This window comes from Bacteriovorax sp. Seq25_V, assembly GCF_000447795.1.
Classification (GTDB): domain Bacteria; phylum Bdellovibrionota; class Bacteriovoracia; order Bacteriovoracales; family Bacteriovoracaceae; genus Halobacteriovorax_A.
The window spans coordinates 18237-31736 of record NZ_AUNI01000009.1 but is presented as its reverse complement, the minus strand read 5'-3'; the positions used below and the strand labels follow the sequence as shown (position 1 = coordinate 31736).

At 35.3% G+C, this 13500-nt stretch carries 15 protein-coding genes; 10 read left to right on the top strand and 5 right to left on the bottom strand.

The annotated features are described in order from the left end of the window. Nucleotides 1–126 precede the first annotated feature (126 nt). Complete coding sequence (locus M900_RS01455) at nt 127–642, bottom strand: GNAT family N-acetyltransferase (RefSeq protein WP_034730779.1); 516 nt, start codon at nt 640–642, stop codon at nt 127–129. A 238-nt stretch (nt 643–880) separates the two neighbouring features. Here M900_RS01455 and M900_RS01450 point away from each other — a divergent pair, with 238 nt between their 5' ends. Further along, on the top strand, nt 881–1615 hold the full coding sequence (locus M900_RS01450; RefSeq protein ID WP_021273447.1) for a transporter substrate-binding domain-containing protein: 735 nt from the start codon (nt 881–883) through the stop codon (nt 1613–1615). Nucleotides 1616–1618: 3 nt separating this feature from the next. On the opposite strand, the gene M900_RS01445 is transcribed toward M900_RS01450, so the two are convergent. After that, complete coding sequence (locus M900_RS01445; protein ID WP_021273518.1) at nt 1619–3046, bottom strand: YdiU family protein; 1428 nt, start codon at nt 3044–3046, stop codon at nt 1619–1621. A 75-nt stretch (nt 3047–3121) separates the two neighbouring features. Here M900_RS01445 and M900_RS01440 point away from each other — a divergent pair, with 75 nt between their 5' ends. Beyond that, entirely contained in the window at nt 3122–3844 is a 723-nt protein-coding gene (locus M900_RS01440) for a dienelactone hydrolase family protein (protein WP_021273364.1), read from the top strand. Further along, nucleotides 3844–4386 carry a EutP/PduV family microcompartment system protein gene (locus tag M900_RS01435; protein WP_021273398.1) on the top strand — a complete coding sequence of 181 codons (543 nt, stop codon included), beginning with the start codon at nt 3844–3846 and terminating at the stop codon, nt 4384–4386. The genes M900_RS01440 and M900_RS01435 overlap by 1 nt, the downstream gene beginning before the upstream one ends. A gap of 1 nt (nt 4387) precedes the next feature. Here M900_RS01435 and M900_RS01430 read toward each other — a convergent pair whose 3' ends face one another. After that, nucleotides 4388–5695: a Na+/H+ antiporter NhaC family protein gene (locus tag M900_RS01430; RefSeq protein ID WP_034730774.1), complete on the bottom strand. Its 1308-nt coding sequence runs from the start codon at nt 5693–5695 to the stop codon at nt 4388–4390. A 46-nt stretch (nt 5696–5741) separates the two neighbouring features. On the opposite strand from M900_RS01430, the gene M900_RS01425 reads away from it, so the two are divergent. Continuing rightward, nucleotides 5742–6530, top strand: a complete 789-nt coding sequence (locus M900_RS01425; RefSeq protein WP_021273295.1) for an ABC transporter substrate-binding protein — start codon at nt 5742–5744, stop codon at nt 6528–6530. Nucleotides 6531–6544: 14 nt separating this feature from the next. Then, complete coding sequence (locus tag M900_RS01420; protein ID WP_021273137.1) at nt 6545–7372, top strand: mechanosensitive ion channel family protein; 828 nt, start codon at nt 6545–6547, stop codon at nt 7370–7372. A 30-nt stretch (nt 7373–7402) separates the two neighbouring features. On the opposite strand, the gene M900_RS01415 is transcribed toward M900_RS01420, so the two are convergent. Next, nucleotides 7403–8116: a Bax inhibitor-1/YccA family protein gene (locus M900_RS01415; protein ID WP_021273361.1), complete on the bottom strand. Its 714-nt coding sequence runs from the start codon at nt 8114–8116 to the stop codon at nt 7403–7405. A 70-nt stretch (nt 8117–8186) separates the two neighbouring features. Between M900_RS01415 and M900_RS01410 the strand changes: the two genes are divergently transcribed. The 3 genes from M900_RS01410 to M900_RS01400 all read left to right on the top strand — a co-directional run bounded on the left by M900_RS01410 (nt 8187) and on the right by M900_RS01400 (nt 10266). Next, entirely contained in the window at nt 8187–8729 is a 543-nt protein-coding gene (locus tag M900_RS01410) for a VTT domain-containing protein (protein WP_021273417.1), read from the top strand. A gap of 19 nt (nt 8730–8748) precedes the next feature. Further along, a complete protein-coding gene (locus tag M900_RS01405) occupies nt 8749–9393 on the top strand; it encodes an O-methyltransferase (RefSeq protein ID WP_021273262.1) in 645 nt (214 codons plus the stop codon). Nucleotides 9394–9468: 75 nt separating this feature from the next. Then, entirely contained in the window at nt 9469–10266 is a 798-nt protein-coding gene (locus tag M900_RS01400) for a hypothetical protein (RefSeq protein WP_157680509.1), read from the top strand. A 1-nt stretch (nt 10267) separates the two neighbouring features. Here M900_RS01400 and asnB read toward each other — a convergent pair whose 3' ends face one another. Beyond that, nucleotides 10268–11866, bottom strand: coding sequence for an asparagine synthase B (gene asnB / locus M900_RS01395; protein WP_021273108.1), 1599 nt, complete (start codon nt 11864–11866; stop codon nt 10268–10270). Between the two features lie 128 nt (nt 11867–11994). Between asnB and M900_RS01390 the strand changes: the two genes are divergently transcribed. Together M900_RS01390 and M900_RS01385 are read left to right on the top strand one after the other, a co-directional pair. Next, the gene (locus M900_RS01390; RefSeq protein ID WP_021273450.1) at nt 11995–12462 is read left to right on the top strand and encodes an Lrp/AsnC ligand binding domain-containing protein; all 468 of its coding nucleotides are present in this window, start codon (nt 11995–11997) and stop codon (nt 12460–12462) included. A 129-nt stretch (nt 12463–12591) separates the two neighbouring features. Continuing rightward, nucleotides 12592–13485, top strand: a complete 894-nt coding sequence (locus M900_RS01385; protein ID WP_198295927.1) for an IS1 family transposase — start codon at nt 12592–12594, stop codon at nt 13483–13485. Nucleotides 13486–13500 lie beyond the last annotated feature (15 nt).

Sequence of the window (13500 nt, the reverse complement as noted above, 5' to 3'; positions counted from 1 at the left end):
AACTTGATAAAATTACTACAGCAAATCCGAATGGCGAAAATGAAAAAAAATTTGATATGTAAAGGGTATTAGCTTTTATCGGAGTAAATAAGTCTCTAACTTTTTGTTTATTGATAACAGATTTTTCTACACTTTTTCTAAACTCATTCGAATTTCGTATAGGTCATCTGATATTTTTATCTTTGAAACTTCTTCAAAACCACATTTTTTATATACTCTAATACCTCTTTGATTAATATTATAAACATCTAACTCTATACGCTCTAAATTCAATTCATTAGTAGCATATTGTATGGCCAATTTAATCGCCTGAGTACCATATCCCTTATTAAAAAAAATTGGCAAAAGAGCAATTCGAAGATTACAACATTTATCCTTAATTTCATTCAACACAACTTCCCCTACAAACGTTTCAATATCTTCGAGTACAATTGCGAAATCTTTCCGATTATCTTTCCCTTCTAAACAATCAAGCCAGTCTTTTATTTCTTCATAGGAAAAAGGTTTAAAAAGAGTGTTTGGTTCTGTCATCTCATGAACTTCTAGACTATTTATCATTTCAAAATATTCATCAATATATTTTGTGTCTAATTTTCTTAAAACCACTTTACTATTTTCAGTCATTATTTTTTTACCTTTCAATTTTATTCTCTTCACAATTCATCATTATATAATCACTCCACTAAAATGTGGATAACGTTTGTACTGTCCTTAAATTTACTAAAGTAATGTATTTTTGGTTATTTTCCTCACTTAAGATGAGCAACTTCAATCATTTTTTCTTCTGCATCTTCTCTACATGCAATAAATATAAACACTTTATTTTTTTATCAAGTATACTATACACTATAAAATCTTAATCAAGAGAGAATACACCATTATGAAAGTTATCATCCTTACTATTTTATTGTTCTGTCAAAGCTCATATGCTTCAAAACAATTGAAGATATCATTTGGGGAAACACTGCAACCATGGGTTAGTCTTGATGGCGGCATACTTCTCGACATCATCAAGGAAACATTATCAAAAGAGGGTTACGAATTAGTTTTTTCTTTTGATCCATACGCCAGAAGAATATTAAGCTACAAAAACAATGAGGTTGATATTGTTTCAGATATTAATAAAAAAGTTATTAAGGAGCATGATCTTAAAGGCTACTTTTCTAACAATTTCTACGCCTATGAAAATTACGCTATCTCCTTAAGAGAGAGAAAACTTGATATTTCATCAATTGATGAATTAAAAAAGTACTCACTTTTATCTTGGCAAGGTGCTTCGACACGAATGGGTAGTGAATATGCAAAAATGGTGAAAGAGAATATTCAATACGCAGAAACACATGATCAAAAAAAACAAGTCCTTTTACTCTTCAACAAGCGCTATGATTTTATTCAAATGGATAAACAAATTTTCAACTATTATCGTGAATTATTAATAAAAGAAGGGAAAATTTCTAAGAATACCTTATTTGACATGAAACCACTATTTGGCAAGAGTAAGAACGGCTTTATGTTTAAAGACGAAAAAATCAGAAATATTTTCATTAATAATTTGAAAAAGCTAAAGAATAACTTTCTTGTTAATGACGCCATTTTCTATGATGAAATAAACTAAATTTCAGGTTCCACAGAATGTTCTCTTCACCACTTCGTCATTATTTGGAGGTAGAGTAAACTTAAGATTTGATACATTCTCCTCATATGGATTTTGTAATACTTTTAGAAGTTTTTCAAAAAGTGTGTAGTCACCATCAACGGCAAGCCTGATCATTTTTTCTATCTGATGATTTCTTGGAATCACATAAGGATTAACTGAGTTCATCAATGAAATTGCTTCTTCTTGCGTCTTTTCCTGTAAATCGAGACGAAGAAGCCATTCCTTCTCAAATTCTTTGTCAACAAACTCTAGAGTATTTAATGATCTAAAAATATTTGTGAAATCCTGGTTATGCTCTTCGAGGTAATTTAAAAACTGACCTATAAGCGGTCGATCAGATTCTGTGGCATTGAAAAGACCAAGCTTTTTTCCCATTACCTCAAGCCACTTAGAATCATAGTATTTACTATAATCGTCAAAGGCTGATTCAAGTCTCTTCACTGCTTCTTCCTGAGACTCTCCCTCTCTTTGGAGAAGTGGAAAAAGCGCATTTGCAAGTACTGATAAATTCCAAACGGCAATACGTCCTTGATTAGAATAGGCATATCTTCCATGAGTATCAATTGAGCTAAAAACCTTATTGTAAGAAAAGTGATCCATAAATGCACAAGGACCAAAATCAAGAGTTTCTCCTGAGATGGATGTATTATCAGTATTCATGACTCCATGAATAAAACCTACCCCCATCCACTTTGAGACGAGATCTAACTTTCTCTTAAATATGCGATCAAAGAAAATATTATACTTATCTGCATGATCGTTTAGGTCAGAATCGTGACGATTAATTGCATAATCACACAGAATTTTTAAATTCTGAATATCTCCACGTGAAGCAAAATGCTCAAATGTGCCAACACGAATATGACTTCTCGCCACTCGTGTAAAAACTCCACCAGGTAGTACATCTTCTCTATAGACATCTTCACCAGTCTCCGCTGCCCCAAGTGCTCTTGTTGTCGGAATCCCTAAAGAATACATTGCTTCACTGACAACATACTCTCGAAGGACTGGACCTAGCCAAGAACGTCCATCACCTCTTTTTGAATATGGCGTTTTACCACTTCCCTTAAGTTGAATGTCATACTGAAGCCCATCACTTCCTATCACTTCGCCAATTAATATTGCACGCCCATCACCCATCGTTGGATTAAAATGACCAAATTGATGACCCGAGTAAGCCAGAGCGATAGGCTCTGCCCCACTTGGAATCAATTTACCGGAAAAGATTCCAGTTAAATCATCTTGAGAATAACTTGAGAGATCAATATTCAAGAACTTCGCAAGTGAATCATTAACAGCGATAAGCCTAGGCATTACTGCTGCACTCGGAGTTGCCGCACCGTAAAATTGTTCAGGAAGTTTTGTATAGGAATTGTTAAATTTTATCATAGTTTATTTTAAACCATGGTCAACTCATAGGCTATATAGTTATGATAAATATTATTATTCTTAAAGGAGTGTCCAATGAAAGCCCTGCTTGTTTTAATGATTTCTCTCTTAGCCTACTCTAAAAATATTACTTACACAGTCGGTGGAAATGATTACGAAGGTTACATTATTAACCAAGGTAAGAATGCTCCGACAGTCTTAATTATACATGACTGGGATGGTATTACTGACTACGAAATCAAGCGCGCACAAATGTTTAAAGAGCTTGGATATTCAGTATTTGCTGCAGATATGTATGGAAAAGGAATACGTCCTGCCGAAATTCCAGAAAGAAAAAAAATGACCAAGAGCCTTTATGATAATCGTATCAAAATGAGAGAACTTTTAAATGAGGCAATTAACGAAGCTCAAAAACAAGGTCTTAATACAAAACAAATGATTGCCGTTGGCTATTGTTTTGGTGGTACTTCGGTTTTAGAACTTGCAAGATCAGGAAAGAAGCTCACTGGCTTCGTAAGCTTTCACGGAGGACTAGAAACGCCAGAGGGACAAAGCTATAAGGGAGCTACTGCTCCTATTACAATTTTTCATGGCACAGCAGATACAGCCGTAACAATGGATCACTTTGCAAATATTGCAAAAGAAATGGAAGAAAATAATGTTCCTCACGAAATGATCACATACTCAGGTGCTCCACACGCCTTCTCTGTATTTGGGAGTGAACGTTATAGAAAAGATGCAGACATGAAATCATGGAAAAGACTTACAGAAATCTTAAAAGAACAATTTAAAAAATAATGAAGAAAGTAATCATCATCGGAACGACTGGAAGCGGGAAAACAACTCTCGCTTCTCAAATCGCTAATACTCTCAAAATCAAGCACATTCAGCTTGATCAGCTTTTCTGGAAGCCACACTGGGGTGAATCAACCGATGATGAGTTCTTTGAAAAGATTAAAAAAGAAATTGAAAATGGAAATTGGGTCATTGATGGTAATTACAAAAGAACGAATCATTTAACATGGCATCAAGCAGATACCGTTATTTGGATTGATCTTCCAAAATGGTTAACACTCTATCAAAACTTCACGCGCTCGTTAATTCGAGCGCTGAAAAAAGAAAACCTCTGGGGGCATGAGGGTATCAACGAATCATTTAGACGAATGTTTTCAAAAGATTCTGTGACCTTATGGATGTTTAAAACTTATGATAGTAATCGCATTGAATACTTCAAAAGAATGCAAAATCCAGAGTATCAAAATATTAATTTCATTCATTTAAAATCAAGAAAAGAGATAAGGAATTTTGTGAGTAACCTTAGTCACTCACAATATAATTAACTTAAACTTTATTTCGTTTCGAAAAAATGATCATTGTCACTGCAACGATAGCAAGTATTACACAATAATATGAAGAGAATGCTACTGATAGCGGAGAAATCTTAAATGTTGCACCAAGAAGTAGTGCCTGTGCACCATATGGCAATAATCCTTGGATCACACAAGCGAAGATATCAAGTAAGCTCGCACTACGCTTCGGCTCAATATCTCCATCCTTAGCCAGTTGCTTAGCAATTGGTCCAACCACAATAATTGCAACGGTATTGTTTGCAATACAGATATTAGATATTATCGCCAACAAAATAATACCAAGTTGGTCAGCAAGCCCTCTATTCCATTTTGCAACAAAGTTAGTGAAGGATTGAATTTTGGAAGTTATATAATCAAGCCCACCATCCACTCTAATAAATTCAGAGAGTCCTCCAATTAGCATCGATAGAATAAAGATCTCCTGCATGCTGGTGAATCCCTTATATGCATCTTGCAAGAATGCTGCCCCTCCATAACCTTGTGTCATTCCAATAACACCAGCAAGAATTATTCCAAAAAACAACACAACAAAAACATTGAGACCCATCAGAGCAAGAACAAGAATCGCAAAGTAAGGAATCACGAGAAGAATATTATATTCCTTAATCTCAATTTGCTGTGGAGTAGGAGAAAGAAAAATCAAGAGAATGAATACAATCATTCCGGCAATCATTGAAACTTTAAAGTTCTCCTTGAACTTATCTTTCATCTCACAACCTTGAGTTTTTGTCGCTGCAATCGTTGTATCAGAAATAAATGAAAGATTATCACCAAACATTGCTCCAGAGAGAACAACCCCAGCAGTCAAAGGAAGATCAAATCCTGCCTTTGTGGCAACAGCAAGAGCAATTGGTGCGATGGCCCCAATTGTTCCCATCGACGTTCCCATTGCAGTTGAAACTATTGAGGAGATGATAAAAAGTCCAGGAAGTATAAAGGAACTTGGAATAATTGAGAGACCAGCGCTGACCACAGCATCCACTCCACCACTGGCACTTGCAACGCTTGAGAATGCACCGGCCAGTAAGTAGATTAGACACATGGTAATAATATTGTTGTCACTCACCCCTTTTGTGAATATATCTACAGAACTTGAAACCGAACGTCGCGTAACAATAAAAGCGACAACTATCGCTGGAATAATAGCAATGGGTGACGGCAATTGATAAAAGGCGTATTCGATGCCCTGTGCCTGATAATAAAGGCCTGTTCCAAGATATATAGCAATAAATACCAACAGTGGCAGTATCGACAATTTTGCGACAACATTCTTCACAATTAACTCCTAAGTAGACTTCTTACATGACTATCAATAAAATACATTCATGATAAAGATCAATATACTTTTACTACTGCTTATTATAACCCAGAGTCAACTACTTGCTCAGGAAATTAAAGTACTTGCACCAGATATAGCAGGAACATTCAATAACTTCTCCAATAAAAGCGACTTCAATAAATCACAATCGACACACGACCTAGGTCGAGAAGGACGAATTGTGCATGAAATCTTTGGTTGTATGGGTAAAAAACTAGTATTTATCGTAGCTCCCTATGGAAGACATGTGAAATGGTTCGAGGAAGATACAAATTTCGATGCTGTCGCAACAGTTAGCCCCGATACTCAATCAAAGTATTTTTCAAGCGCTCCGCATATCAAATACACGAATGGTGTCTCGACGCTTTACTCTCTTAAAAAAGATATCCATACACTAGACGACTTAAAAGGACTTCGAGTTATCTCATTTGTTGGCGCTTCATCAATGCTACCAAAACTGAAAGAAGCAATCCCAACATTTAAAAGTTATGTTGAAAAATCTAGTCAAGAACTTCATTCGAAAATGCTTCTAAAGTCGAGAGTGGATGCTGTTATTAGCGACGGTATAATTTTTGCTTCTCACACAAAGAAACTTCAGCAGGATAATCCCAAAGAGCAAGCCTACTTTTCTCCGGTTAAATTTAGTCCTATTTTCGACTCAACTAATTTTCACATGGTCTTTAAAGATAAGAATAACCAACAACTCTTCAACAGTTGTTTACTGAAATTAACTAATAATGGTAGGCTAGATAAAATTAATACGGCCTTTCTATTAGAACAGATCATGAATATTTGAAATAAGGATAAAAAATGAATTTTTTTAATCAAAACACTTTGGCAGAACAAGCGCTTGCCGCAGGTAAAACTTATGGATTAATTGGCTTAAAAGCAATTCTTCTTTTTCTTATCGGACTTAAAGTTATTAAATTTTTACACAAGATGCTTGATAAGGCGATGGTTAAGAAAAATGTTGAACCATCACTTCGTTCATTCATCAACTCCGGTTTTGACATCACTCTGAGAGCTGCCCTAATTATTGCTGTTATTGGAATGCTCGGTGTACAAACAACAAGTCTTATCGCAATCTTTGGTGCCGCAGGTCTTGCTGTTGGTATCGCCCTTAAAGATACGTTATCTAACTTCGCAGGAGGAGTCATGATTCTTCTCTTTAAGCCATTCAAAGTTGGTGACTTTATTGAAGCACAAGGATTTGCAGGAACAGTAAAATCAATTAATGTTTTTAATTCTGTCCTCCACACGGGAGATAGGAAAACAATTATCCTGCCAAATGGTCCACTCTCAAGTGGTTCAATTGTAAATATCTCGCGCGAACCAGTTAGAAGAGTTGATATGACTTTTGGAATTGGGTATGGAGATGATCTCAAACTAGCAAAGGATACTCTAAGAGAACTTACAGAGAGTGATGAAAGAATTCTAAAAGATCCAAAAACAGATATCTTTGTTTCTAACCTTGGTGCAAGCTCAGTTGATTTCGTTGTAAGAGCATTTGTTAAAGCAGAAAATTATTGGCCAGTATTTTTTGATATGCAGGAAAAAGTTAAGTTAACTTTTGATAGCAAAGGAATTTCGATTCCATACCCACAGCAAGATGTTCACGTTTATCAAGTAAAACAATAAAAAAATGGGGATCAATTGATCCCCTATTTTTTATTTCCTTCTATTTCCCATCAATCTTAGAATCATTAAAAATAAATTTATAAAATCAAGATAAAGAGTAAGTGCACCAATTATTGTCTCTTTGTGATCTTCTTCAGTTCCTTCATTCCCTATTATATTCATACTCTTAATTTTTTGAGTATCATAAGCTGTCAGACCTGCGAAAATAACAATTCCACAAATGCTGTAAACCATTTGCAATGAACTTCCAAACATTGATGGAAAGAACATACTCAATAGACCAAATCCAATTAGTCCCCAAAGTCCCATATGACAAAAAGTTCCAATCGGGCCTAAATCTTTCTTTGTTACATATCCAAATGCACTTAATCCTGCAAAACTAAAACAAGTTACAAAAAATGCATTCGAAATACTATCTTGCGTATACACTAGAAAAATTGTCGAAAGAGTTACCCCTGTCAGTGAGGCATAAAGTAGATATACAAGAGTTGCAGTCATTGCAGAAATTTTCTTGACCATTAGTGAAAGATAAAACACTGCTCCGAGTTGTGCGATAATAAGACCATAGAATAAAATCTTATTTGTGACGATGGCCATAATCAGATTGGGTGATGAAGCAATGTAATATGAAATAAATCCAGTTAGTAAGATTCCAAATGACATCCACTTATAGACACCACTCATGAATCTTGCAGTTTCTTCTGCGATACTTTGCTCAGATCTTAAAATATTTCCTTGTGACATAAGGACTCCTCGTTATAATTAATATATCTCATTCTATCACAGCGGACGGCGTTTGAAACGAAAACAGAAATTGTTATTATTTTTAATTTTTATTCTGCTATTGATTATCATCAGCAAAGTAACCGGTCTTACTGATGACTTCACTGTCGCAACCATTTCAAATATATTTAATGATAATATTTTAATCAGTTCTGTTCTTTTTATACTACTATTTTGCATCGCAAATATAATCAATATTCCTGGCTGGATTTTTCTAGTCTCTTCAGTCGTTACAATAGGAGAAGTTGCGGGCGGAACGTTAACATTTATAGCAGCTATCATTTCATCTATTTTTAGTTTTCTTCTTGTCGACTATATTGGAGGTGATGCTCTTTTAGAAATAAAAAATAAGTATATCAAAAAGACCTTATCCCACATTAATCACTCTCCTATTAGAAGTATCATTATCTTACGTCTTATCTTTCAAACATTTCCACCTTTAAATTATGGACTGGCCCTTAGTGGTGTGCGCTTTAGAGAGTACCTAATTGGTACTTTAATTGGCCTACCACTTCCAATATTTACGGTCGTTTACTTCTTTGATTTAATATTTAAAGCTTACAAAAATTTATAAACTATGGTAGTTCCTAAATATGACAACTCCAATTTCTGATATTGAAAAGTACTGTATTTCTAAATCGACTCCACCTTCACCACTCGCTGAGGACCTTGCAAATTACACAGAAGCAATGCATCCGCTCGGTCATATGGTTTGTGGAAATTTGGTGGTAAGTTTTCTCTCTTTTATAATTAAGAGTCATGGTGTGAAATCGATTCTAGAGCTTGGAACTTTCACAGGTTTTTCTTCGCTAGCGATGGCCGAAGCTTTACCTGAAGATGGAAGGATTACAACGATTGACAAGAATAAGAAAATTAACAAATTTGCTCAAAGCTATTGGGAGAAGTCGAAAAGTTATAGTAAGATCACTGCTCTTTTTGGTGATGGAAAAATTGTTCTTGATACACTCACAGAAAAGTATGACCTTATTTTTATCGATGCCGACAAACGAGGCTATCTAACATACCTCGAAAAATCTCTAAACCTGCTTTCAGAGAATGGAATCATCATTGTTGATAATGTTTTATGGGAAGGCGATGTCGTAAAACCATTTAGTGAAACAGAAGACAAATCTGTTCAGGTAATGAGGGAGTTCAATGACTTTGTTACGGCTCATGATGAGTTAGAAAAAGTTCTACTGCCGCTAAGAGATGGATTATACCTTATTCGAAAGAAGTAGTTGAGTAAAACACTTTAAAAATAATTTAGCGGAAAATTTTGCCGATCAGTTCTCAAACACACAAGTGAGGACATGATGAAGAGCAAACTTTTTAGCACGCTTATTTTATTCCACCTATTCGCATATGCTGAATTACCAAATGGTCAGATTCAAGCACTGAATGCAAATTACAATTCACCAACTGGTACAGGTACTGCCAAATATATAAATATCGACGAATTTGGTGAATACAGGAACCCACAACTCGAAGTAGAAAATTACAATGGTACATTAATGTTTTCTATAGAAGATAAGTCTTTTGAGCTTGATCTTTCTATGCTTGGTGTCTCTGACGCTCAAACGATTGGGCTTAATAATTTAAACTTTAGCAATAACTCAAAAAATATCGCTCTTAATTTTTCATCGGCTAAAGCTCTGGATGATGATTTTTCTTTTTCAGTATCAAATCCATCTGTAGATTGCACAAGAACAGGAATATTTGATGATATTAAAACTGATCTACTCTCAAATTGTTTAAAGTATTCAAAGCTTAGAATTAGTCGTCTAGACTTTAGATCTGACACGAGTGAATTTACAAACCTAATTACAGAAGAAGAGATTACTTCAAGTAAAATTGACCTTAGTGACTTTAAACTGGATATCAACTCTGGAAAGTTCAAAGGCGAAGTTAAGAGTTCAATGAGCCAAGGTCTTACAATTAAGGTCGAAGGCCTTTCTCAATTTAAAGTAGAGAGTAATCAAATTGAGATTAAACTTGATAAAGCGAAAGCTGGAATTTTCAATATTAAGTCGAAGATCTTTGATGAGCTTGAAAAAATGGACTCAGATACAATTAGCGTACGTGAGCCCTACATTACAATTCAATTAAAGTAAGCTAGTTTCCACTAGCTCCATAGTTTGGAAGGACTCTTGCCGAAGGGTCCTTTACATCACAGTTTTCCCATTCTCTATTTGGCATCCAGAAATCAGGTAAAAGCTTTGAAAGACCTCTGAAGTGTTTTTCAAAAATTTCACGATACATTAGAGATTCTTTTGTAAATGGAACCCCGTGGGAGTAATTTCTAATTCTTTCTTCAAATTCTGTATCAGTATATTTCTTCTCTGCCATCTCTTTTAACCAGTCAACCATATCGTGTCCAACAGCATCAGAAAAAGCAGCCTTCTCGCGAAATAGAATTTCCTCTGGAAGGTAATCACTATGATCAAAAGCTTTCCTTAGAAGATACTTCCCTTGCCCACTCCAGTTCATTTTTAATTCAGGATGAATTCCTGTTACGTAGCTAATAAACGCCTTATCACTAAATGGGACGCGAGCTTCCAAAGAGTGTGAGCTAATACTTCTATCCGCTCTTAGTACATCATACAGATAAAGTTCATGTACTCTTTTCTTAGCCTCTTTTTGAAATTCCTCAGGAGAAGGTGCAAAATCGGTATACTTGTAGCCAAAGAGTTCATCACTTACTTCACCAGTAAGGATAACTTTTATATCTGTTTTCTCTTTAACGTACTGGCATACTTTAGACATTCCCATCGATGCTCTAATAGTCGTAATATCCCAAGTTTCAAGGTTATAAATCAACTCATCAAGATGCTCATGAATCTCTTCTTGTGTGAAGATTACTTCGTGATGATCAGTTCCAAGATAATCGGCAACGATTTTTGCATACTTCAAATCAATTGGATTCGTATCTATACCAACAGCAAAAGTCGTAATTGGTTTTCCTGTTGTTTCTTTTGCAATTTTTGCAGCAATAGCACAAACAAGTGATGAATCAAGCCCGCCACTAAGTAAGAAGCCAACCGGAGCATCTGAATCAAGCCTCTTTCTTACGGCCTCATAGAGATGATCATGAATGCCTTTATAAACAGACTCGAGATCCTCTTTTGCTCTTGCTTCAATCTTTCTCACATCAAAGTATTCTTTAATTTCTCCATCTTCATAGTAATGGCCCGGAGGAAATGGCTTGATTTCTGTACATAGATCTTTAAGTGCTTTAACTTCAGAAGCAAATGCAATCTTACCGTCAATTTTTGATTTACCATAAAATAACGGTCTAATCCCGATAGGATCTCTTCCCGCAAAAATCTTTCCATCACTTTCAAGAACAAAAGCGAATTCTCCATCAAGAGTCTCTAATAATATTTTAGCTCCATACTCTTCAAAGATTGGAATAATAACTTCGCAATCAGAATCTGAAACAAAATCATAGCGACCGATGTAGTCACTTCTTAATTTATCATGGTTGTAGATTTCACCGTTACATACCAGTGTCGTGTCTTTTTTTGATTTAAATGGTTGGCTTCCCCTATCTGTAAGATCCATAATGGCAAGACGATGAAAACCAAATGTTGTCCCTAGTAATGTTTGTGTAATTGCTTTTTGATCTGGGCCTCGATAACTAATTCTCTCGAACGACTCTTCAAACTTCTCAGAACTCTCAACCTTACCTGTAACGACCAAAAAACCACACATAGAAACCTCCATTTCTATAGTAAATATCGTCTTTTATTGAATATTTTTCAATACAGAGCACATACTTTTAAAGATTAATTAATATTTGTGCTAAAATAGTAAAAAAACTGTATTTCTAGGTGCTAAATATGACTGAAAACTACGAAATCGATAGTCTAGATATCAAAATACTCAACTATTTACGTAAGGATGCTCGCCTTCCATTTAGTGAAATTGCACGTAAGCTCTACGTCAGCTCTGGGACAATTCACCAGCGTGTAGAAAAGCTTCGCGAGGCCAAGATCATTACCGGCAGCAAGATTTCCCTCGATTACAAAAAACTCAACTATAACGTCACTGTTCTTCTAGGTATTCACCTTAATAACGCTGGTGATGTTGAAAAAGTTATTGCGAAACTTGATCAACTCGATGAAGTTTCTGAGGCATTTTATACAACAGGGAACTATGCCTTGATCGTAAAAATCATGGTTAGTAATATTGATCACTTTCACGACTTTCTTGTTAAAAAGCTGCAGGCAATTAAAGAGATTAGATCAACAGAATCATTTATCAGCTTAAAACAAGTCATCGACAAGGATGTTCCAATCTCAATGTAAACTGCTCCAGTGAAATGGGGATCATTTATTTATCATGAATGTCCTTTTTTGAACTGAATCCAAAACACCCCTATAAATATTGGGAACTTATCTAACATGTATCTTGGCATGGTTTGCATTAATCATGTCATGATATATAGCTGCCCAAATTTAGACTGCCACTCAACTACTAAAAACAAACTTATTTCAAAAGATGGATTCTTTTTTCGGCGAAGTGATTCGAGAAAAATCCAACGATTTGTCTGCAAAACTTGCGGAAGAAAGTTTTCTCGAGCCACCTTCACGCTTGAAAAGTATCAAAAGAAAAGACGCATCAACCGAAGACTATTTTTAGATCTCGCTACGAACAGTTCAATGAGATCATGTGCGAGAAAGTACAAGGTAAACTACAAAACTGTACAAAGTCGCATGGATTACTTCTCTATAAAGGGAAAAAAGAGGCAAGAGAAATTTCTTAAGAAGTTAGAAAAATCTAAAGTGCAAGCGATGCAGTTTGATGACTTGGTCACTAGTGAGCATACTAAAATGAAGCCACTTTCCATTACTATCGCAGTCGACAAAAAACGTCGACATATACTTGCTGCAGAGGTTTCAAGCATTCCTGCATTTGGACTACTCGCTGATAAATCACGAAAGAAATATGGATATCGAAAAAGCGATCATGAAAGAGGATTGGAGAAAGTATTTGAAAAAATCAAAAATGTTGTCAATCAAGATGCAACAATTCAATCAGATGAACACCAAGCATATCCAAAGTTTGTGAGTAGATATTTTCCAAAAGCAGAATATAAGAGATACAAAGGTGGTCGAGGCTGCGTCGCGGGACAAGGGGAACTTAAGAAGCTTCGCTTTGATCCACTTTTTACATTGAACCATACCTGTGCAATGTTTCGAGCAAATATCAACAGGCTAGCAAGAAGAACTTGGTGTACAACAAAGAGGATCGACATGCTTCAAAAACATGTCGATATTTTTATAAATTATTATAACTCGATTTATTTAAGGGATGCTGTCCCCATTTAACTGGAGCAGTTTAAA

What these genes read in the sequence shown, in the direction of transcription:
- M900_RS01405 (WP_021273262.1), top strand. Translation starts at nt 8,749, where the DNA reads ATGACAACTCCAATTTCTGATATTGAAAAGTACTGTATTTCTAAATCG.
- M900_RS01390 (WP_021273450.1), top strand. Translation starts at nt 11,995, where the DNA reads ATGACTGAAAACTACGAAATCGATAGTCTAGATATCAAAATACTCAAC.
- M900_RS01440 (WP_021273364.1), top strand. Translation starts at nt 3,122, where the DNA reads ATGAAAGCCCTGCTTGTTTTAATGATTTCTCTCTTAGCCTACTCTAAA.
- M900_RS01425 (WP_021273295.1), top strand. Translation starts at nt 5,742, where the DNA reads ATGATAAAGATCAATATACTTTTACTACTGCTTATTATAACCCAGAGT.
- M900_RS01400 (WP_157680509.1), top strand. Translation starts at nt 9,469, where the DNA reads ATGAAGAGCAAACTTTTTAGCACGCTTATTTTATTCCACCTATTCGCA.
- M900_RS01435 (WP_021273398.1), top strand. Translation starts at nt 3,844, where the DNA reads ATGAAGAAAGTAATCATCATCGGAACGACTGGAAGCGGGAAAACAACT.
- M900_RS01420 (WP_021273137.1), top strand. Translation starts at nt 6,545, where the DNA reads ATGAATTTTTTTAATCAAAACACTTTGGCAGAACAAGCGCTTGCCGCA.
- M900_RS01450 (WP_021273447.1), top strand. Translation starts at nt 881, where the DNA reads ATGAAAGTTATCATCCTTACTATTTTATTGTTCTGTCAAAGCTCATAT.
- M900_RS01415 (WP_021273361.1), bottom strand. Translation starts at nt 8,116, where the DNA reads ATGTCACAAGGAAATATTTTAAGATCTGAGCAAAGTATCGCAGAAGAA.
- asnB (WP_021273108.1), bottom strand. Translation starts at nt 11,866, where the DNA reads ATGTGTGGTTTTTTGGTCGTTACAGGTAAGGTTGAGAGTTCTGAGAAG.
- M900_RS01385 (WP_198295927.1), top strand. Translation starts at nt 12,592, where the DNA reads ATGATATATAGCTGCCCAAATTTAGACTGCCACTCAACTACTAAAAAC.
- M900_RS01445 (WP_021273518.1), bottom strand. Translation starts at nt 3,046, where the DNA reads ATGATAAAATTTAACAATTCCTATACAAAACTTCCTGAACAATTTTAC.